This window comes from Neobacillus bataviensis LMG 21833 (assembly GCF_000307875.1).
In the GTDB taxonomy this organism is placed as follows: domain Bacteria; phylum Bacillota; class Bacilli; order Bacillales; family Cytobacillaceae; genus Neobacillus; species Neobacillus bataviensis.
This window is the reverse complement of the sequence record NZ_AJLS01000140.1, coordinates 1-20,644: the sequence shown is the minus strand read 5'-3', so window position 1 is coordinate 20,644 and position 20,644 is coordinate 1. Positions and strand designations below refer to the sequence as shown.

The following is a 20,644-nucleotide window of genomic DNA, read 5'->3' as shown; positions in this document are numbered from 1 at the left end:
CAAGTATAAACGAAGGGATTTGGACTTGTTAGTAGCAGGTGTCATGTGCAGGGCATGATAAATGTCATGTCCAAGGTTTTTTTTTGAAAAAAATTTACTTAAAGGGTGTATGCAATCAACTGAATCAGCCGATCTTCAATCTTTTTCGCTTTTTCATCAATTACTAAATTATTTAACAGGATAGAAAAAATCAATGATTGTCCGCTTTTCGTTTTTATATAACCAGATATTGAGCTAACTGTTGAGATGGTGCCAGTCTTAGCCTCTATCTTTCCCTGAACGGCTGGATCTTTCAATCGGTATCTAAGTGTTCCGCCTGTCATCTTTTCAGGGGCACCTGCGACAGGTAATGAATGAAGATAGCTTGGAAACCATTTTTCCTCCTGCACGGCAAAAAGCAGCTGTGATAATTGATTAGCTGGAATCAGGTCAACATGTGATACTCCGGATCCATCCCGAATCACCATCGTTTTCGTATTAACCCCGAATTTGGAAACCTCTGTTTCCAGTACTTCCAGCCCCTTTTCCCAGCTGCCCTCCCCCAAAACCACCTTCCCCATTTCCTTTACCAAAACCTCTGCATGCCCGTTATTACTCAGCTTCATAAACGGAATTAGCAATTCCGATAATGGCATCGATTGATGGCTCGCCAAAACATTTGCAGTGTTAGAAACCGTGCCTGTTTTTATTTTTCCAGATACTTTTATCCCATGTTTGGCTAATGATTGTTTAAAAAGAGTTGTTGCATATCTAGTGGGATCCCAGACACCAATCCATTCATTTACTGGCTTTGTATTTACTGGAATGGTTCCATCAATGGTGATTATATTCTTTGCGTGTTCCCGTTCGACTTTGATTTCCTTTTTGCCATCTGCTTCAACGGTTATTGCTTGATTGATGATTTTTACATAATTGGTTTTCGGGGTTACGATTACATGCACCCTGTCCCCAGTTTCTGACCCTGGTTTAATCTCCACCTGAACAGAACCTGAATCATAATCATTCGTCGGTGCGGCTGTCAGTGCGGAAATCTGGGCACCGTAATAGGTAGTTTCGTCGCTCCATGGTAGGTCGAGCGAATAACGCTGGTTATCGTAATGCGAATCGTCTCCGATCACATTCCCCTTTATCCGTTTAATGCCATGCTTCCTGATTTCTAAAGCCATATTGTCAAAATCTGATTTTAATAGTGTCGGGTCGCCATATCCTTTTAGATAAAGATTACCTTTTAGTGTCTGCTTTTTCACCGGTGCATCAGATAGCACCTCAGTCTTAAAACGATATTTCTCACCGAGGACATTTAAAGCAGCCGCCGCTGTCATTAGCTTCATATTTGACGCAGGCCGTAAACGGACATCCCCTTGATGGTCATAAATAATTTCTCCGTTTGCTGCATTTCGAATGCTTATTCCGGCAATTGCGCCTTTTAGATCAGGTTCATTTACGATTAGCTGAGTAAGCTGCTGAACCATATTTTTAGGGCTGTTCATTGCGTTTACGTGTATTGATGGGACTGCTGCATCAATAACTGTAATTAATATAAGGATGTAAAATTTAATTTTTTTCATTAATTTCAATCAGGCCTTCCTTTTTTCATAAAAGTTTGTCCAAAAGATCAAGGTTGTATTTAAACTCTCCTAAAATGGACAAGAACTAAATCCCCGTACCAACCTAAATTAGATCTTTTCTAAAAGTATGGTGCGTTTTTAGATTCGCCGATATAATTGAAAATTCGCTGATAAAGTGGTTCAATTCGCCGATATAATTGCAGATTCGCCGATAAACTTACAAAAATCGCCGATATATCAGAATAACGCTCAACTTGGTGTAATTTTACACCTCGTAAATCACTTTTTGGAGTTTGAAAAAGGTTACTAACAACATCCTTTACGAAAACAATCTAATTTTTAGATAATATTCTTCACTACAGCAACATTTTTTCCGAGGTACGCCCAATTCTGGGGTGCCGGCAGACTAATTTGCCAAAAGGTCGTGCCGACTAATTGGTATTCATCTATTAAACGATACTTTTCTATATTGCTGCGAATATCTTCAAACCAAACAACATGCTCCTCTACTCCATGCCAATAGAGATACCACGGAGATTTAGCAGCGTTGTCAAATTTAATCTGGGAACCGGTGGAAATCGCTAAATTTTGAGCAGCAAGCACTGACATTGCATGTGTTTTATTGGTATGGACAACCTTGTCATATCCATAAAGCGGCATGGCGATTTGTAGTTTACGAGGATTAATTTGAGTAATAGAATATTGAATCACCTGCTCCAGCCAAGTAATCGGGGCAATCGGATCAGGCGGACCGCCGGGGTACCCATAATCAATCGTCATTACCGCAACCAAGTCGGCAACCTTGCCAATCGCCGCATAATTATAGGCACCAATAATTCGATTAGTGGGAATATCTGCTGTTTTCGCATGCACATTCACATGTAAGATCAACTCGCCTAAAGCCATCTTTAAATCACTTAAAAAAGTAATAAAATCCTGACGCCTTGGTGGCGGAATAAATTCAAGGTCAATGCTGACACCGCCAAAACCCCTTTGGATGGTAAGATTCACAATACTAGCTACTAAATTCCCCCGATAAATTGGATTTCCCAGGATCCTTCCAGCCAATTCTGCGCTAAAATTACCGCCGGTATAGTTGCGAATCATCAGTAACGGGGTAATGTTCAATTCTTTACAACGCGTCACAATCGCAGCATCATTTGTCACATTAAAAGCGAATCCTTCGTTTGTAAAAGAATAGGAAACAATTGCCAGATACGTTAATTGTCCCGCCAGATCATTGAGGGTTGCCAGATTAGCTTTAACTGAAGAAGGTACTAAAAACCCAAGTGTGGCCATTTCTAATTTTAATGGTGAGGGGATATTGATGATTTGTCCGACCAAGAGCCTGTTTGGATTCACACCAGGGTTTGCCGCTAAAATCATTGATATGTCTGTATTAAAAACTTGGGCTAACTGCCAAATTTGATCGCCTGCTTTTATTTGATAGGAACGGAGTGGCGGCAGATTGTCCGGAAGATAAAGTGCAAGGCCAGGGACAATTGTACTTGCCGATGGCAATCCATTCAGCTCCACAATCGTTTGAATTGATACTCCATACATAGTGGAAATCATCCACAGATTTTCGCCCGTTTTCACAATATGTACTGCCATAAACCCCTCACACTCCTTTCTATTCATCTTATGGGCGAAAGGGCTTAATATACATTAGTCATTAGGAAAAAACGAACCTGTCGACAGCGACAAGTTCGTTTTTTAACCATACTATAATTGCAGGTCATCGGATCTTTACAAGCCTTTACCCATCATATTTAAAACTGGAAGTCATCATCAGACCGATATCTTCTATATTTCGCTGCATGGCAGGCATCACAGGTTGGAAATGAATGATCCCACGCCAATTTTTTGCCGCAGTTCTTACATTTTTTCACGAATTTTTTAATATCTGTCTTTAACCGCTCCTGCACTAAATCACTAATTTCTGCTCGCAGTCGTTCCCAATAAATGGCTTCCGTGCGCTCGCCCAAGCGATATAAAAATAAAAGATGGAGTCCAATGGCCTTGTAACTTAATTCTAGCTCCTCCAGGCTGCGGTCTTTTACAATTGGCTCTGGCAGCTCCCTGCCCTGAATAATGGCATACATCGTATCTTCCCACTGTCTCGTCAATGCCGATTCATTTTTTGAAAAAGGTAGGTGTAAAAAGCCATACAAATCCATAAGAGAAAGCCGTGCTTCGATTTCTGTTCCGGCAATTAGTTGATAGAGCGACTTCTCCTCCGAAAGCGTGGCCTTCTTCGTACCCTTCGGACTTTCAAATTTCCCCCATAGTTCAAAAAATGTCCCCAAATCATGATAATACCGTTGAAAGCGTTCAAACACAGAATTGGTTGGGGCAATCGCAAACGTATGTACAGGCTCATCCTCCTGCAGCAAGAGATTCTGCATTTTTCTGATATCACTGGTAAAAGCGACTTTACCGACATCATAAATCCCTTTTCGACCTGCACGACCGGCAATTTGCTTTACTTCCTGCGACGTAAGCAGCCGCCTTCTGGTTCCATCGAATTTATCATTTTCCAAGAATACAATCCGGCGTATAGGCAGGTTTAGCCCCATCCCAATCGCATCCGTTGACACAATCACCTTTGTCCTACCTTTATTAAACTGCTCAATCTGTTTTTTCCGTGTTTCCGGCGGCATGCTGCCATAAATCATGCTGACAGAATGACCATCATTTTGCAGACGTGAAGCCGTTTCAAGAACGCGCCTTCTTGAAAAACATATCAGGGCATCCCCTTTTTTAACGTGCTTAATATGAAATTCCTTCTTTTCCACCTCAAGCGGTGTATCGCGGCTATACTCATGTATTTCAATATCCGCATTTCCCAGCAACTCGAGCAGCATCGTTTTTGAATTTCTGCTGCCAATGATATGTACTTCCCTTGCATTCGCTTTTGTGATCGCCTTATACCACGAAAATCCGCGGTCCTTATCAGTAATCATTTGCGCTTCATCAATCACAACAACTTCATAAACCTCTTTTTCATGGAACATCTCCACGGTACAAGAGATATGTTGTGCGCCTGCGACCATTTTTTCCTCCTCGCCGGTTTTTAAAGAGCAAGGTGTCCCTTCCGCATTCAATTTGTCAAAAACCTCAAGAGCTAACAGTCGTAGTGGTGCTAAATATAAGCCACTTTCGGCTTCCTTCATTTGTTCAAGTGCATGATGCGTTTTCCCGGTATTCGTCTCGCCAATGTGCAGGACATAACGGACATGCCGTTTTAATGAAGGGTCGTATTCTGCTCCAAAGATGTCCTTCATCATCTGTTCTTCGGCTTCCCTTTTCCGCCGAAGTTTTGCCTGTTCTTCCTGCTGTTTCTTTTCTCGTTCACCAAGGTCTTTTTCTAAAATAGCCCTATGCACCTTTGGATCGAAAGGAATTTCGGCTAACTTTAATAAATCAGATACATATTCCTCCTGAATATCTTCAATAAAATAGCCCTCAAGATCATATAATAGCTGTGCAATACTGCCTTTTACAAAGGAAGCCGATAATTTCTCATGAAAGATATCATAAAAACCGTCCTTAAGATCGGCTGAAAGCTGTTCTAGGATTTTCTCTGGGATTAGCTCCGATATATAATCTGAAATTAAACTTTCATAAACAAAGAAATAGGTCTGATATTCATAGGAGCTTCGTCCCCAGTTAAGTGTCTTGTGAATATCACCGGTAAGTTCCCCGAAAAATGTCGCTACTGTTGTATATTCAGAAGAGTCAAATGACCCTTGATTGACTAATTTTTTTTCAAGTGCCACAAGATCAACGGGTTGAAACTTCACATTATTTTTCAAATCGGCTGCTAACTGCTTTGCAACAAAATAACGGATATATAGATAAAAACGTTCATATTGTTCTTCTAAAATACCAACGGCGAAATCCTCAATTTCACCTCGAATCGATTGCTTTTGCTCTTCAAGCTGTTTTTGTTCCGCTCGCTTTAAAAAGTTTGCTTTTGCCTCCTGGTAGCGGTCTGCCCACAATTCTTCCTCTCCATTGAATGTTTCCATCATCCACTCCACCGCATTGAAAGGCTGATAGAACCTCATTTCATCTCGGAATAGTTTGTTTAACAGTTTGCGGTCAATTCCATGCACCTCAAATCCTTTTTCACTTAAAAATTGCTTCTTTTCATTTTTCGGAACATCATTTGTTGACTTATTCAACCAGACATTCACCCATATTTGTTCTACATAATGGCCGCGATCCTTCATGTATTGCTCAAAGGATGGCAGTAATTCATTCGATTCTAAATAGCGGTCAATATCTTCAACCACTTTCATCTTAGTATGTTCAATCGCTTGAGGGTAAATGGTTGCTAATTTACTCATACGTTTCCCTCCTTTTCTAAAAATTGGTTTCTTATTTTCATTTTATCACATAACAAAAAACCGAACTAATATTCGGCTTTAAATATTATGTTGGTTACAATATTCGTCAACCAAGTCTTCGATTTGATCCATCTCAGGAAACTTTCCTGAAAACTGAAATTGAATTTCTTCGATAAATTGGTCTTTGTTGTAGACATGGACGGCCCCATTTTGCATAATTACACTAAATTCCGGCACAAATCGGTATCCACTTCGCTCAATTGCCCCCATATTGAATCCCCTTTTCGTAGTTTTTTATAGTATGAGCAGTTTGTTGGGGGCTAATCCCATGCTACTTGCAGCTCAGACGGTTTTTATTTGCGAAAAAAACCAGTCTATTTGCGAATATGCCTAGTTTATTTGCGAATCCGACCGTTTTATTTGCGAATCTAAAAATCCACAAAAAAATAGACAGCACCAACCACCTTGGCACCGTCTATCAAAAATATATTATGCTGTTGTGTATACCTCTTCTTTATTCAACTCATGGCGAATCGTTGCTTGCGCAGCAGCCAAACGAGCGAGCGGTACACGGTATGGTGAGCAGCTGACATAATCGAGCCCTGTTCTGTAGCAGAAATCAATCGAGCTCTTTTCACCGCCGTGTTCACCACAAATACCAGTTTTTAATGTTGGCTTTGTCGCGCGGCCGAGCGTAACACCCATTTCAACAAGCTTACCTACCCCATTCTGATCAAGTACAGCAAATGGATTTTCCGGCAGCACTTTATTTTCAATATAGGCTTGCAGGAATTTACCTTCCGCATCGTCACGGCTGTAACCGAATGTGGTCTGCGTTAAATCATTTGTTCCAAATGAGAAGAAATCCGCTTCCTCGGCGATTTGGTCAGCTGTTAAGGCAGCACGTGGAATTTCAATCATCGTTCCGATTGTGTAATCAAAATGCTTACCGGTTTCTTCCTGAACAAGAACCGCTGCATCAATTACCAACTGGCGCATTTGCTTTAACTCATTCACATGGCCGACTAACGGAATCATGATTTCCGGCTGAACCTGGATCCCTTTATCAGCCAGTGTAGCGGCCGCATAGAAAATGGCTTTTGCTTGCATTTCATAAATTTCCGGATAAATCATTCCCAGACGGCAGCCGCGGTGGCCGAGCATTGGGTTATACTCATCCAATTGGCGCACCTTTTTGAGCAATAGCTCTTTTTGCTTCAATTCAGCGGAGCCCGGATCCATAATTTGCAGCTTTGTAACTTCTACTAATAGTTCCTCTTTATCTGGTAAAAATTCATGCAATGGCGGATCTAGTAAACGAATCGTGACAGGGAATCCTTGCATCGCTTCAAAAATCCCTTCAAAATCACCTTGCTGCATTGGTAATAATTCGTTCAACGCTTCCATTCTTTCCGAATAATTTTCAGCAAGAATCATTTTTTGCACCGTTGGAATCCGCTTTAGATCCATAAACATATGCTCTGTCCGGCATAAGCCAATTCCGCCTGCACCGAATTCAAACGCCTTTTGCGCATCTTCCGGGTTATCCGCATTGGCGCGCACACCTAATTTCCGCTCTTGGTCTGCCCATGCAAGCAGCAGCTGGAACTCATCAGAAAGTTCCGGATCAATCATCGGAATTTCACCAAGCATAATTTCACCTGTGGAACCATCAATTGTAATAATATCCCCGTAGTTTATAAGGGTTTCGCCAACAGTAAATTGTTTTGCCCGCAAATCAATCTTCAGTGCTTCACATCCGCAGATACACGCTTTCCCCATACCACGTGCGACAACTGCTGCGTGACTCGTCATCCCGCCCCGGCTTGTCAAAATCGCTTGAGCAGCAACAATCCCATGGATATCGTCCGGTGTTGTTTCAGGTCGAACAAGGATTACTTTTTGGCCATCATTTCCTAAAACTTCAGCTTCATCAGCATCAAACACTACTTTGCCTGTTGCAGCCCCAGGAGAAGCCGGTAAGCCCTTTGCCAACACTCGCTTTTCAAATTTGTCATCAATGCGGCGGTGCAGCAATTGATTTAATTGGTCTGGGTCCACACGTAGTAAGGCTGTCTTTTTATCAATAATTCCTTCTTCGACCATTTCAACGGCGATACGGATTGCAGCAGCAGCTGTCCGCTTCCCATTTCGCGTTTGCAGGATGAATAACTGCCCACGTTCAACGGTGAACTCAATGTCCTGCATTTCCTGATAATGCTGCTCAAGACGTTTGCATGTATCGGAAAATTGCTGATATACCTCAGGCATTTCGTCCTTTAACGTCGCAATGGGCTGCGGTGTCCGAATTCCCGCTACCACGTCTTCCCCTTGAGCATTGATTAAATATTCACCGTAAAGAACATGCTCGCCAGTCGAAGGATTTCTTGTGAAGGCAACACCAGTGCCGGAATCATTCCCCATGTTACCGAACACCATACTTTGAATATTAACGGCAGTTCCTAAATGATCAGGAATTTTATTTAAGCGGCGGTACACAATCGCACGCTGATTGTTCCATGAATTAAAAACAGCATTAATCGCAAGGAAAAGCTGTTCCTTTGGATCTTGCGGGAACTCTTTTCGTGTATGCTTTTTCACAATTCCTTTATACCCAGTAATAACCTCCTGCCAATCTTCAGCCGTCATTTCAGGGTCAGAGGAGTACCCTTTTTGCTCACGTGTTTCTTCTAAAAATTGTTCAAAAAAGTAAGTATCGATTTCGAGCACCACATTACTAAACATTTGAATGAAGCGGCGGTAAGAATCATAAGAAAAACGAGCATTGTTCGTTAATTGTGCCAGCCCTACAACGGTTTCATCATTCATTCCTAGATTTAAAATTGTATCCATCATCCCAGGCATGGAAAAAACAGAGCCGGAACGAACGGAAACGAGCAATGGATCTTGCGGGTCACCCAGTTTTTTGCCCATTTTTTCTTCCAATCGTGCAAGAGCTTCAAATGTTTGTTTTTCTACTAACGTAGGAATCGTTTTACTAGCTTCATAGTAAGCATTACATGCCTGTGTAGTGATGGTAAAACCATAAGGAACCGGCAAGCCAATTCGCGTCATTTCTGCTAGATTAGCCCCTTTTCCCCCAAGTAAGTCTCTCATATTGCCATTTCCCTCATTAAATAAGTAAACAAATTGATCCATGATTAAAAGCTCCTCTCTTTTTTTAATATTTCTAATATTAATCCCGCTGTTTCTTCAATGGCCTTATTTGAGACATTAATGACAGGACAGCCTACGCGCTTCATAATTTTTTCAGCATGGTCTAATTCCTCTAAAATTCTCTCGAAACTTGCATAATTTGCCTGTGAGGCTAATCCTAATGCCTTCAGACGCTCCTTACGGATTTCATTCAACTTATCGGGTGAAATAATTAACCCAATGCAATTTTTCCGCGGGATTTGGAACAATTCATCCGGTGGCTGCACTTCCGGGACTAACGGTACATTGGCGACTTTAAAACGTTGGTGCGCCAAATACATCGACAGCGGCGTCTTCGAGGTTCGTGATACACCAATTAACACAATATCTGCCCTTGTAATACCTCTAGGATCACGGCCATCATCATATTTAACCGCAAATTCAATGGCTTCAATTTTCCGGAAGTATTCCTCATCGAGCTTTCTCATTAATCCCGGCTGATGGTGTGGCTCTTTATTAAATTTAGTGGTAAATGCGTTCATCAATGGACTAAGTAAATCCACTGCCATGATGCCCTCTTCACTAGCCCGCCGGTCCAAATACTCTTTCAATGAAGGAACAACAATCGTATAAGCGATAATCGAATGGTCTTTTTTGGCTAATATCATCACATCTTCAATATCTTCAAAGTCATCCACATAGGAATTGCGGCGAATCTCAACATGGCCGCCATTAAATTGTGTTGCAACTGCTTTTACCACAAACTCAGCTGTTTCCCCTACTGAGTCTGAAACCACATAGACCACTTCTTTTTGTACCAAAATTCCAGCCACTCCCTTAGTCTGATTTTTCATCCATAATTTCAATGTAGGCCCGTGTGATGGTTGTTTTCGTAATTCGACCAACTAGCAAATATGTATTCTTTTGCTCGTCCATTTCCTTTACCACCGGCAGGGAATCGATGTGATTGTGGATCATCTTTTTCGCCGCTTCGAGCAAGGTCTCTTCCGGATGAATGGTAATGATATTAGGCATTCTCGTCATGATGACACTTACAGGCAATTCATTCAGATTTTGATTTCCTAGTGAGGCTCTGAGCAAATCCTTCCTGGATATTACTCCTGCTAATTGTCCATCCGAATCGACAGCGTAAAGCGTTCCAACATCCTCTAAAAACAACTGGACAATCGCATCATATACGGATGTTGATTTTCCAACGACAATCGGGAGGGCTTTATAATCATTTACTGTTTGATGCAGGAATTTTTCCACTTGTCTTTCCACTGGGATTTTATCATTAAAAAAATACCCTACCCGTGGTCTTGCATCTAAGCTCCCAGACATCGTTAAGATGGCAAGATCTGGTCTTAAAGCTGCCCGAGATAACGAAAGCTTATCCGCAATTTCTTTTCCTGTTATCGGGCCGTTTTGTTTAACAATTTGCAGTATTTCATCCTGACGCTTTGTAAGTTTAATCACTAACACCTCCTTCTGTTCAATAAATATGGTTTATTCTATGTATCCACTACAAATGTGCTATACTTATTTTTATATAGTATATAACATTTAACCTAAATGTGAAACATTAATTTGCTGAAAAAAATAATAAACTATCAATTTGGTGAATTACGGAATCACGTAATAAAAAAAACGCCTGACAAGGCGGAATTCTGCTTTATTTTTGGCTTAATTAGGACAATAATTAAAAAACAAAATAAAAAGGCCTCTTAAGGGCCCTTAATCATTATTCAAAGTTGTTTTTAATGAACTCATTTTCTTCATCTTGGTTAAGCGTTCCATACGCTTTGCCTATGGTTCCACCTTGATAGCTCCAGAAATAGTTGTGGTCATCATCAGCTTTAGAAAAATCTCCATTTTTCCACCTATCAAGAATCTCCAACAAATCTTTTTTTCGTTCAAATTTACTAGTAGACACTATTTCATAAACTTGTGATATTGTATCTTGTGACATAGGAGTGGCTCCCCATTTATCTTCTGCTTTCACTTTTTGATGAGTCATTTTGTGCATCACATCAATAACAGCATCTTGGGTAGAGTCAGCAGTAAGTCCAGTGTCGTACTGTATGCCACCGATGAATTTGGTTTGTTCTTTGCTTTCAGCTTCGGCATCTTGTTCTTGGGCCACCGTTTCCACTATTGAAGGACCATTCACTTCATTAGTAGATTTATCACTTGACCATTTTCCTATAATTGTAAATGTAAGATATGTACCACCAACTAAGATAGCAATTACTGCCGTGATAATAATTAAAACTTTTTTCATATTTTTATATTCCCCTTGAAAGTTCTGTTCATTTAACCATAGCAAAAAATCCAAAATAATTCCATCTTGTTGTTTCTACAAATAGGAAAATTCGGACAAAATTCACAATAAAAAAAGCCGCCACTAAGGCGGAATTCTGCTTTACTTTTGGCAATTTGGACAATTGAAGGTTTTTCTTGAAGAAACCATTTGCATAACAATCGTTGCACCACATCGATCACAGTTTTCACCTTCACGATCATATACCTTCCGTACTTTATAGAAGCTTCCAGTAAGCAGGTCTCCATAAAAAAATGGATTCTCCATATACCCTCCATGCTTTATCGCATCTTGAAGGACAAATTTCATAGAATGAAATAATTGGCTCCGCTCACTTTCGCTGGTATCATCTATATCTTTCGTTGGTATAATACCGGCATGATAACATATTTCAGCAGAGTAGCAATTCCCAATCCCTGCAATAAACTCTTGATCCAGTAAAGCGGTTTTTAACCTACCATGTTTGACAGCTATTCGTTTTAAAAATTCATTTAAGGTGAACGTCATCTCAAGCGGTTCCGGACCCAAATCAGAAAGTTTTTGCTCCGTTTCGTTTTGATTATAAAGATGCAAATATCCCAGGCGCAAACCTATAAAATAAAGATGCTGCTGCCCGAACGAAATTCGAACCTGAATCGTTCTATTCGGTTTTTCCGCATCAGTACCGTAAAACATCCATCCGCCCAACATTAAATGTAATAAAAGGACATGCCCGTTTTGCAGCTGAAACAGCAAATGCTTTCCCCTTCTATTTATGTTGATCACTTTCTGGTGCATGATTGTATTTTTAAAAAGCTCTGGTTTTAGATTAATTGATTTTTCACGGTTTATTTGAATATCCGTAATCATTTGACCGGCAATTTTTTGAATTAATAAGATTTTGTAGGTTTCCATTTCCGGAAGCTCGGGCATCGAATAACTCCTTCCAAAAGAGGTTCTTTGGTCATTAGGATGCCCAATTATTTAGAGAAAAGAAGCAAAATGTTTAACCTTGTCTACATTCCCATTAAGCATTTTCTGCAATTCATACGGACGGACTTTAAATGCTTCATACGGTGGACACTACCAAAAAAAAAAGAAATTAGTCCCCCAATAAAACAACGGAAGACTGATCCTAATCATCATATAAGTGTAACAATCCTATATTGATTTCAGCGCCATTTCTCTTTGCTTGTGTGTCCATCCTAGAATACCGCCAGTATGGATGAAGAGGATGTTGTTTGCGTCTTTAAAATGGCCTTTTTGTATTTCTGAAACCATGCCATAGAATGCCTTGCCCGTATAAACAGGATCTAGCAGAAATCCGTGTTCTCGGCTGGTTTTCATGATGAAAGCCAACTCCTCATGTGTACTTTTCGCATAACCGGTACCGATGTACTGGTCATTAATTAAAATATCTTTATACTCTTCAGGTGCTGCCAAACCATCATTCAGGTACATTTCCTTGAGTATTTCAGTAATGGTTTCCACAAAAGTATCTGCACTGTTATCAACCGCAAATCCATGAATTTTTCGTTTTGCTCCTTGTTTTTGATTTGCATACCAAAGCCCGGCATAGGTTCCCCCAGAGCCTACTGCAATGACAACCGTATCATAATGTATTCCCAGTTTATTCTCTTGTTCGGTGATTTCCTCAATAGCCGCAGCATAGCCAAGAGATCCTACTGCATTCGATGCGCCAACAGGAATCAAATAAGGTTTATGTCCTTGTGATTTTAGATTTTCAACAATTTCATCCATTTTCTCTTCTCTGGATTCTTCGGGTGAAATCAAGTGAACACGAGCACCAAGTGCTTTATTCATGAATAGATTTCCCTCAAAATGATTCGGGATTTCTCCTCTAATGATAAGGTCACAGCCTAATCCAAGCTTCGCTGCGACAGCAGCCGTCGCCCTGCAATGGTTTGATTGGATGCCACCGGCAGTAATGAGGGTGTCACAACCTTGTTGAAGTGCATCCGCAACAGAAAATTCAAGTTTTCTTACCTTGTTTCCGCTTATTTCCATACCAGTAAAATCATCGCGTTTCAAATATAGATTGACTCCCAGTTCTTCTCCGAGACGATCCAATTTTTGAATCGGAGTAGGCAGGTTAGCGATTTGTAGTCGTTCCATGTTGAATTTCTCCTTTATTTCCCTAATTTATCAATATGATTACTATTTTTTATTTTAGGTTTATATTATTATGGAAGTAACTTAAATTGGAAACCATATTTTAATATGTTTATATATTTTTTAAAGCCTCTTTAATTGGTGTATCCCCCGACATTAAATCAAATGAACGGCGAAACGTTTTTTCTTCATTTAAGGAAGCAACCACCGTTTTGGCAACATCTTCACGTGGGATCGAACCCCTTTGTAAATTCTCCTCAAGCTTTACATTCCCCGTACCTGGTTCATTAGTCAATCCACCGGGGCGCACAATTGTATAATTTAATTGGCTCGAAATGAGCATACGGTCTGCATAGTGTTTGGCCACCATATATGGCTTAATTGGGCTATCCATCCAACTTTCCCGATTATGCGCCTGGAATGCACTGACCATTACATAGCGCTTTACCCTAGCTTTTTCAGCTGCTTCCATCGATTTCACCGCACCATCCAGGTCAACAAGCAATGTTTTATCTGGGCCCGTTTTACCGCCAGAACCTGCTGAGAAAATAACAGCATCGCACCCTTCCATAGCTTTTGCAAGTTCATCCACACTGCTTTCTAAATTGGCTACCACCGTTACGACCTCTGTTTGTTTAAGAGCTTCCGCCTGTTGTTCACTGCGCACCATTGCCTTTACTGTATGTTCATCACTATTCTGCAATAGATTAACGATATACTTTCCTACTTGACCATTTGCACCAATTAAAAATACTTTCACAAAGCATCTCCCCCTTACAAGATATGAGTGTTTATATTATTTCAAAAGTGGGTGCAATAATCAAAAAAGGTGCCTAAATCCAGCTTAGAAAGAAAAAGGGATTTTTTGATTTCATTTGATTATATAATAAATGGCGGCAAGTCTTATTACGGCTATAATATTATTTTATGCATTTTATAATTGGAATTTGTTGTTCACATGATTAGTTAAACACTTTAGTCCGCTAAAATGATTAAAGGTCAATGCTTGAATTACTTCAAAGCATTGACCTTTAAGGGCTCTACCCTATAATTGATACCGGTGGTAGGGATCAAACCATTCGCTTGAAAATACGATATTTACCTCATACAATTTTTCCTATTTATCATCATTGAACCTAAATCCACATTTCGACTGACATCTTTTAAAAAGTAAGGATTTGACCCATCTTGGTGAGAAACTCTTATTTTTATTTCACTATTTTAAGATTTCAATACCATGGTTACTTGTTCCCATTTAATCCGTTCTTCACTATTTGGGTCATTTACTATAGCGCTTTCAGTATCAAATATCATCGTTGAGCGATTACTTACATCATATTTTGGCCATTCAGGAAGGTTGTCTGTATTTGGATCACCGGTTCGTGCAAAATTGATCCACGCCAGATGCATTTGATCGGCAACAGGTTGCCTTTCAGGAGAAGACCCCGTGAAGTCTTCAGTATTGGCTTTATTCAATGTGTTCCATACAAACGGAATCTCTAATGCATGTGTAGCTTTCAGCGCACCACCAAATACTGGTGTTTCCCAATCAAACCGATACATCCAAACGGGAACACCATGGTTAATCTGCAGCTCTGATAGTTTTTGTGCAGGAGTTGTAAAGATACTAGCAGTTAGTAGTTTATTAAAAAGTTCTTGGTTTAGCGTCTCGTTATTTGAGAATTGTTTTGAAATTACAGGAAGTAATGGCCCAAATGTTTTTTCAAACAACGAATGAACTTTTGTCTCATCTGCGTTCTTCCACTCAGGGTCAAATACACTGAAAATGTTGTATTCATCTTTGTTTGTACCAATTAGAATTGTTACATCCTTTGCTGAACCTTCTGCAATCGCCTCTTCCGGATGTTTTGGAAGGGAAACACCATCAATCACTGGCCCTAAACTCATTGGAGGTACTAAATCAGAAGCTTGAATTAACTGTTCAATCGGCATTTCTTCTAATTTAGACAGATTCGTAGGTTCTACTTGTAAAGCGGCTAATAACCGACCTGCCACTTTTGTGGCTCTTGCCGAAGAATGGACATTTGCAGCAGCACCGCTTTGTAGGATTGCTTTATGGAAAAGGCCTTGTGCTGAAGGTAATCCAAGTAATACTCCGATACTCATGGCACCTGCAGATTCCCCAAACACCGTTACATTGTTTGGATCGCCCCCAAAAGCTGCGATATTATCTTGTATCCACTGTAAAGCCGCAACTTGATCAAGAATGCCGCAATTTCCAGAAGTCGCATATTCTTCGCCGCCAATTTCTGAAAGGTGAAGGAAGCCCAATATCCCTAGTCGGTAATTAATCGTAACGACAACGACATCACCCTGAGCGGCAAACGAAGCACCGTCATACCAACTGCTGGATCCAGATCCAGAAACAAACGCACCACCGTGAATCCAAACCATTACAGGCCGTTTCTTATTATCAGTGCTTGGAGACCATACATTCAAGTAAAGACAATCTTCATTCATATTTGAGATATCATTTCCAAAAAACTCCATGATTTCTCTTCGTGTTTGTGGGGCAACAGGTGAAAATGAGGTTGCATCCCGAATTCCTTCCCAAGAATCCGGTAGCTCGGGAGCACGAAAGCGAAGGGATCCAACTGGAGGCTTTGCATATGGGATCCCCTTCCACGCAAATACACTATCGATTTGGTCTCCTTGCAGCTTACCGTAAGCGCTTTCAACTATCGTTTTGGACATTTGATATTCTCCTCTCAAAATAAAATATCCCTTGGCAAACCTTTATTTGTTGCCGCTTAATTGTATTCGAGAAGGAGATGTCAAAATCCTGTTACTTATCAAATAAATATCAAATAATCGGAAATACAAAAAGTCTTTCGGAAACATGGTGAAGTCTAAAAAACCTAATTTGTATGCTCCCCTGAATTGCAGTGCCCACCCGAGTAATCTTGTTTCACAGGGGGGTGAATCGTCTTATCGAAATTTATATAGAAATAATAATTATCAGGGCTCCCTCCTGCCTCTTCTTCCTTTACCTCTATTCTATTCCCCTTTATATTTCAATAAGTATAGGAACGATCATTGGCTTCCTCTTCATTTGGTTAAACACACGTTGTTGAATTGATTTTTTTATTTCTCTTTTCAATACATTCCATTGATTTCGATTTTCTTCTTGTAGCTCGTTAACAATTTTTGTAGTAAGCTGATTAAGATTTCTTCGTAGTTCTGAGAAATCACTGTCTATAAATCCACGAGAAATGGTTTCGGGTTCGGAAAGCAGTTTTCCTTCTGCTTTGCTCATCGTTAATACAATGATAAGCATTCCATCCTCTGAAAACTGTTTACGGTCTCGTAACACAAATCCACCAACATTACCGATTTCTCCCCCATCTACGTAGGTATTCCCAACTGGGATATTACGGGTCTGGCGGGCAATACCATGTTCAATATCGACAACATCACCATTATTCATGATAAATGTGTTTCCTCGGTCTACTCCAATCGATTCAGCTAACAATCGGTGATGGTGTAGCATTCTAAGTTCACCGTGAATAGGGATAAAATATTTTGGATTCATTAATGTAAGCATTAATTTTAAATCTTCTTGATAACCATGGCCAGACACATGAATTCTGGATGAACTTCCTGATCCATAAATCACTGTGGCTCCAAGAGCATAGAGGTTGTCTATGATACTCGTTACATTTCGTTCATTCCCGGGTATTGGACCAGCTGCAAAGATTACCGTATCTTTGGGTAAAATATCGATACCGCGAAAGTTTCCAGTGGACAAGCGAGCAAGTGCAGCCAATGGTTCTCCTTGGCTCCCCGTACATAAAATAGCTACCTTTTCAGGAGGGAGTTCATTAATTTCATTTTGGTCTATTAACATTCCATCAGGAACTGTTAAATAACCTCGTTCTATAGCAACTGCTACAACATTAACCATACTTCTTCCAAGCAACGCAATTTTTCGATTTGTTTTTTGAGCCGCATTCACGATCTGCTGGACTCGACTAATATTTGAAGCAAAAGTAGAAATAATAACTTTTCGTTCGGCTTTCATGAAAGCTGCATCCAATTGTTCACCTATCGTTTGTTCGGATGGAGTCAAGCCAGGACGTTCTGCATTAGTACTTTCAGATAATAGAAGCAGGACACCTTCATTTCCGATTTCAGCCATTTTATGAATGTCAGAATGCTGATTATTTACAGGAGTTAAATCAAACTTGAAGTCTCCTGTATGTACAATATTACCCAATGGTGTTTGAAAGACGATTCCCAAGCAATCAGGTATACTATGAGTCACTTTGAAAAAACTAACACCCATTTTTCCAAATTTCAATTTTGAATGTGAATTAATTTCAAGAAGTTCGCTTTCCCTTAAAAGTTTATGTTCTTTTAATTTGATTTCAATTAATCCTAATGTGAATCGTGTGGCATAAACAGGTACATTTAATCTTTTTAAGAAGAACGGAATCCCCCCGATATGATCCTCATGTCCATGTGTAACAATTAAAGCCCTGACTCTATCTTTATTTTCTATTAAGTAGGTTATATCAGGAATAATTAAATCAATTCCTAATAAACTTTCATCTGGAAACTTATTGCCACAGTCGATAATGACGATATCGTTTGAATATTCAATTGCGTACATATTTTTCCCAATCTCATTTAAGCCACCTAAGGCGAAGACAGATATTAAATTCTCTGTTACACTCAAACTTATTCCCTCCCACGATAAATATAAACTTAGTATGCCCTTTGGATTTCTCTTTATAAGTGGCTTGAGTGCTAGAGGTTTCGATAAAAAAGAAAACTCAAGATTTATTTTTTTCAAAACTTCAACAAATTGTATTTTTTATCGTGGAGACAATACTATTTCACGCTATATTACCAGTTTTTCTTAGATCCAAGTTGAATTCCTGACATGATAAAGGGAATTGCCGATTGGATAAATTTCTCCGGTGATTCCTCCTTACTTATTCTTCTCCATTCTACTGAAGCTCCGTAAATTCCCCAGCTTAATATGACTGCTATCGTTTTTAAGGATTCATCCTCCGTTGCATATTGTTTTAACAACATTTTGTATAAAGTAACTTCCAGCTGTTCCCTAATAATACGAGCAATAGTATCTTCATATCCTCTATGACAACGGTTGGATAAAGATATTTGAAAATTGGTTATGGCCTTGAAGATACTAGTAATCGATTCTTCATTTAGTTCGCTTTTCTCGAAAATATTACTATTCAAATTTATCAGTAATACTTCTGATAATACTTTTTCCAATAAGTCATATATATCTTCAAAATGATAATAGAAAGTTGCCCGATTTATCATAGCCTCTGTTGTGATATCCTTAACGGTTATTTCTTTGAACTCCTTTTTACCCGAAAGCTCAATAAATGAATCCATGATTAATTTACGTGTACGTAGAATTCGGGGATCCGTCTTTGATTTACTCATATCGAAAGTCCCTCCCACTTTTTAAACAATTTCATCAAAGTGTGTAAAAACAACACACCCAATGAATTATTGATATGGATGATTTTTATTATGGACTAAACTATAAATATAAGGCAAATACGGGGCTTGATGTATAGACCTTTTTAAATAAAAGATTAAGAAAGTGAACAAGATAAAATGACGAACAAAAATAATATGATTTGCTATATGGAGACTGGGGTTTGTGGTTTAGCTGGAGAGGAAGAAATCCGCTCGTACAATTTCGCAAACTGCTGAACCACAACTGGATCCGAATCGAATACTATCTCTTCAGTGATTTCATAGAAAATATCCATATCTGCCCTAAGCGATACATGCTCGCCCTTTAATTGCTGCAGTGGGGCACTTAATACAACATTCGAATCCTCCATCCTCAAATCCTCCTCAACATTCTTCACCATTCATCCTGATTCTTAACGTCCATAATGGCTTCATATTTCTTCCAGACTACTTCCACGATGTATTTCAATTATGATTACGGACTGCAATCCTATCTATTTATAATTGAGAGATGAGAGTTCGCCTTCTTTGAGATACACCATTCTTTTGACCTAGAAAATCAGTGACAGTCCCCCGGTACATTAATGCTTTAGTTCACTGCAACTTTGTTTATGCATTAAAAACTTTTTGTTCTAGTTCACACTTCTGACGCAGGTGATGGCGAAAATGCATTCCGACAAGATCGAACCACTCCCTCGCGTTCAGCCAGCCAAAACCTTCATGTTTAACTTTGTAATTAGGATTTATAGAATCTACTTTAGATTCCCATTTTCTCAACCTTTGCATTACCTGATTTAACCTACTCATAAGGTCTTCTTTACTATCAGAATTGCTTGGTGGGGTATTTAGTTCGTCCGGTAACTTGATTTTAATTGGTGGGAACCCTCCAATTTTATATAAATGCTCACCAAACTCCGTTTTCCCGAGCTTTTGCTCTTCCTTTGATATCGCACAAGTTTCCACATTGTCAAGGTACTCAATTGCAACGAGGATCACATGGTCGTACATTTGACCAATGGACCAAACTCCTTCAACTGTTAAATATCTTAGTTGCTCAAGTGAATAGTTTTGCAGATCGCTTTTGTATGCTTCAATTAGTTTTAAATCACTCATTTAATCACTCCTATACCACTGTGCTACAACTTACTGTTCTTGATTAGAACACATCAAGCAAAATAATAATAAATCCCATAAAAATCCCACTAAAAATAAATACTGGTGATTACATCATACCAAATATTCACATTATTTAGTTCTATCTTTATTTCTGAATCTGGCCAGTTTGGAAAGTTCATTGAATAATCGGTATCATCTCATTGTAGAGGGTATTTTTCATCCAAGTTACAATTCCTTGTCATTCATTGATAAATAGTAGAATATTATTTCCTTACTGGTACATTTCGGTGGCCGTAATCGATTGGCACCGTTATTGGTGTATGAAAAAGTAAAACTCTCCATAGTAAATTTGGCGAGTTTCTTTTTTAGGAATACAATACCCCTTATTTATATAAAACCTCACTTACTTGTGATAGGGTTCAACTTAATGCATCAAAATGAGGTTCTCTTGGATTCTCACTCCCTTTTAAATATGGATGTCTTGTCCTTAATCGAGTAACCAGTAAAAGTAATATAAGCGGAGAGTTTCCGGT

The 20,644-nt window shown here is 39.4% G+C and carries 16 protein-coding genes; all 16 read right to left on the bottom strand.

Annotated elements, in window-relative coordinates; all coding sequences use genetic code 11:
- Window positions 1–98: 98 nt before the first annotated feature.
- The 16 genes from dacB to BABA_RS22105 all read right to left on the bottom strand — a co-directional run bounded on the left by dacB (window position 99) and on the right by BABA_RS22105 (window position 20,108).
- The gene (dacB, locus tag BABA_RS22180) at window positions 99–1,568 is read right to left on the bottom strand and encodes a D-alanyl-D-alanine carboxypeptidase/D-alanyl-D-alanine endopeptidase (protein ID WP_040347286.1); all 1,470 of its coding nucleotides are present in this window, start codon (window positions 1,566–1,568) and stop codon (window positions 99–101) included.
- 339 nt (window positions 1,569–1,907) lie between these two features.
- Window positions 1,908–3,182, bottom strand: coding sequence for a LysM peptidoglycan-binding domain-containing protein (locus tag BABA_RS22175; protein WP_007087492.1), 1,275 nt, complete (start codon window positions 3,180–3,182; stop codon window positions 1,908–1,910).
- Between the two features lie 158 nt (window positions 3,183–3,340).
- Window positions 3,341–5,923, bottom strand: coding sequence for a DEAD/DEAH box helicase (locus BABA_RS22170; RefSeq protein ID WP_007087491.1), 2,583 nt, complete (start codon window positions 5,921–5,923; stop codon window positions 3,341–3,343).
- Window positions 5,924–6,001: 78 nt separating this feature from the next.
- Window positions 6,002–6,193: a YbxH family protein gene (locus BABA_RS22165; protein ID WP_007087490.1), complete on the bottom strand. Its 192-nt coding sequence runs from the start codon at window positions 6,191–6,193 to the stop codon at window positions 6,002–6,004.
- A gap of 219 nt (window positions 6,194–6,412) precedes the next feature.
- A complete protein-coding gene (gene ppdK / locus BABA_RS22160) occupies window positions 6,413–9,082 on the bottom strand; it encodes a pyruvate, phosphate dikinase (protein WP_007087489.1) in 2,670 nt (889 codons plus the stop codon).
- Between the two features lie 2 nt (window positions 9,083–9,084).
- A complete protein-coding gene (locus BABA_RS22155) occupies window positions 9,085–9,900 on the bottom strand; it encodes a pyruvate, water dikinase regulatory protein (protein WP_007087488.1) in 816 nt (271 codons plus the stop codon).
- Between the two features lie 16 nt (window positions 9,901–9,916).
- The gene (gene ccpN / locus BABA_RS22150; protein ID WP_007087487.1) at window positions 9,917–10,558 is read right to left on the bottom strand and encodes a transcriptional regulator CcpN; all 642 of its coding nucleotides are present in this window, start codon (window positions 10,556–10,558) and stop codon (window positions 9,917–9,919) included.
- Window positions 10,559–10,823: 265 nt separating this feature from the next.
- Window positions 10,824–11,363, bottom strand: coding sequence for a DUF6241 domain-containing protein (locus BABA_RS22145; protein ID WP_040347283.1), 540 nt, complete (start codon window positions 11,361–11,363; stop codon window positions 10,824–10,826).
- A 141-nt stretch (window positions 11,364–11,504) separates the two neighbouring features.
- Window positions 11,505–12,314 (bottom strand): Fpg/Nei family DNA glycosylase, encoded by an 810-nt coding sequence (locus tag BABA_RS22140; protein WP_007087485.1) that lies wholly within the window; start codon window positions 12,312–12,314, stop codon window positions 11,505–11,507.
- Between the two features lie 228 nt (window positions 12,315–12,542).
- Window positions 12,543–13,517 carry a D-cysteine desulfhydrase family protein gene (locus BABA_RS22135; protein ID WP_007087484.1) on the bottom strand — a complete coding sequence of 325 codons (975 nt, stop codon included), beginning with the start codon at window positions 13,515–13,517 and terminating at the stop codon, window positions 12,543–12,545.
- A 109-nt stretch (window positions 13,518–13,626) separates the two neighbouring features.
- Window positions 13,627–14,274, bottom strand: a complete 648-nt coding sequence (locus BABA_RS22130) for an SDR family oxidoreductase (protein WP_007087483.1) — start codon at window positions 14,272–14,274, stop codon at window positions 13,627–13,629.
- Window positions 14,275–14,735: 461 nt separating this feature from the next.
- A complete protein-coding gene (locus tag BABA_RS22125; protein ID WP_007087482.1) occupies window positions 14,736–16,229 on the bottom strand; it encodes a carboxylesterase/lipase family protein in 1,494 nt (497 codons plus the stop codon).
- 313 nt (window positions 16,230–16,542) lie between these two features.
- The gene (locus BABA_RS22120) at window positions 16,543–18,213 is read right to left on the bottom strand and encodes a ribonuclease J (protein ID WP_007087481.1); all 1,671 of its coding nucleotides are present in this window, start codon (window positions 18,211–18,213) and stop codon (window positions 16,543–16,545) included.
- A gap of 170 nt (window positions 18,214–18,383) precedes the next feature.
- Window positions 18,384–18,956 carry a TetR/AcrR family transcriptional regulator gene (locus tag BABA_RS22115; RefSeq protein WP_007087480.1) on the bottom strand — a complete coding sequence of 191 codons (573 nt, stop codon included), beginning with the start codon at window positions 18,954–18,956 and terminating at the stop codon, window positions 18,384–18,386.
- 203 nt (window positions 18,957–19,159) lie between these two features.
- A complete protein-coding gene (locus BABA_RS22110; RefSeq protein WP_007087479.1) occupies window positions 19,160–19,366 on the bottom strand; it encodes a hypothetical protein in 207 nt (68 codons plus the stop codon).
- A gap of 238 nt (window positions 19,367–19,604) precedes the next feature.
- Complete coding sequence (locus BABA_RS22105; protein ID WP_007087478.1) at window positions 19,605–20,108, bottom strand: DinB family protein; 504 nt, start codon at window positions 20,106–20,108, stop codon at window positions 19,605–19,607.
- Window positions 20,109–20,644: the final 536 nt, after the last annotated feature.

Excerpts from the sequence above, each read along its gene's own strand:
- dacB (WP_040347286.1), bottom strand. The coding sequence starts at position 1,568 with ATGAAAAAAATTAAATTTTACATCCTTATATTAATTACAGTTATTGAT.
- BABA_RS22175 (WP_007087492.1), bottom strand. The coding sequence starts at position 3,182 with ATGGCAGTACATATTGTGAAAACGGGCGAAAATCTGTGGATGATTTCC.
- BABA_RS22170 (WP_007087491.1), bottom strand. The coding sequence starts at position 5,923 with ATGAGTAAATTAGCAACCATTTACCCTCAAGCGATTGAACATACTAAG.
- BABA_RS22165 (WP_007087490.1), bottom strand. The coding sequence starts at position 6,193 with ATGGGGGCAATTGAGCGAAGTGGATACCGATTTGTGCCGGAATTTAGT.
- ppdK (WP_007087489.1), bottom strand. The coding sequence starts at position 9,082 with ATGGATCAATTTGTTTACTTATTTAATGAGGGAAATGGCAATATGAGA.
- BABA_RS22145 (WP_040347283.1), bottom strand. The coding sequence starts at position 11,363 with ATGAAAAAAGTTTTAATTATTATCACGGCAGTAATTGCTATCTTAGTT.
- BABA_RS22140 (WP_007087485.1), bottom strand. The coding sequence starts at position 12,314 with ATGCCCGAGCTTCCGGAAATGGAAACCTACAAAATCTTATTAATTCAA.
- BABA_RS22135 (WP_007087484.1), bottom strand. The coding sequence starts at position 13,517 with ATGGAACGACTACAAATCGCTAACCTGCCTACTCCGATTCAAAAATTG.
- BABA_RS22125 (WP_007087482.1), bottom strand. The coding sequence starts at position 16,229 with ATGTCCAAAACGATAGTTGAAAGCGCTTACGGTAAGCTGCAAGGAGAC.
- BABA_RS22115 (WP_007087480.1), bottom strand. The coding sequence starts at position 18,956 with ATGAGTAAATCAAAGACGGATCCCCGAATTCTACGTACACGTAAATTA.
- BABA_RS22110 (WP_007087479.1), bottom strand. The coding sequence starts at position 19,366 with ATGGAGGATTCGAATGTTGTATTAAGTGCCCCACTGCAGCAATTAAAG.
- BABA_RS22105 (WP_007087478.1), bottom strand. The coding sequence starts at position 20,108 with ATGAGTGATTTAAAACTAATTGAAGCATACAAAAGCGATCTGCAAAAC.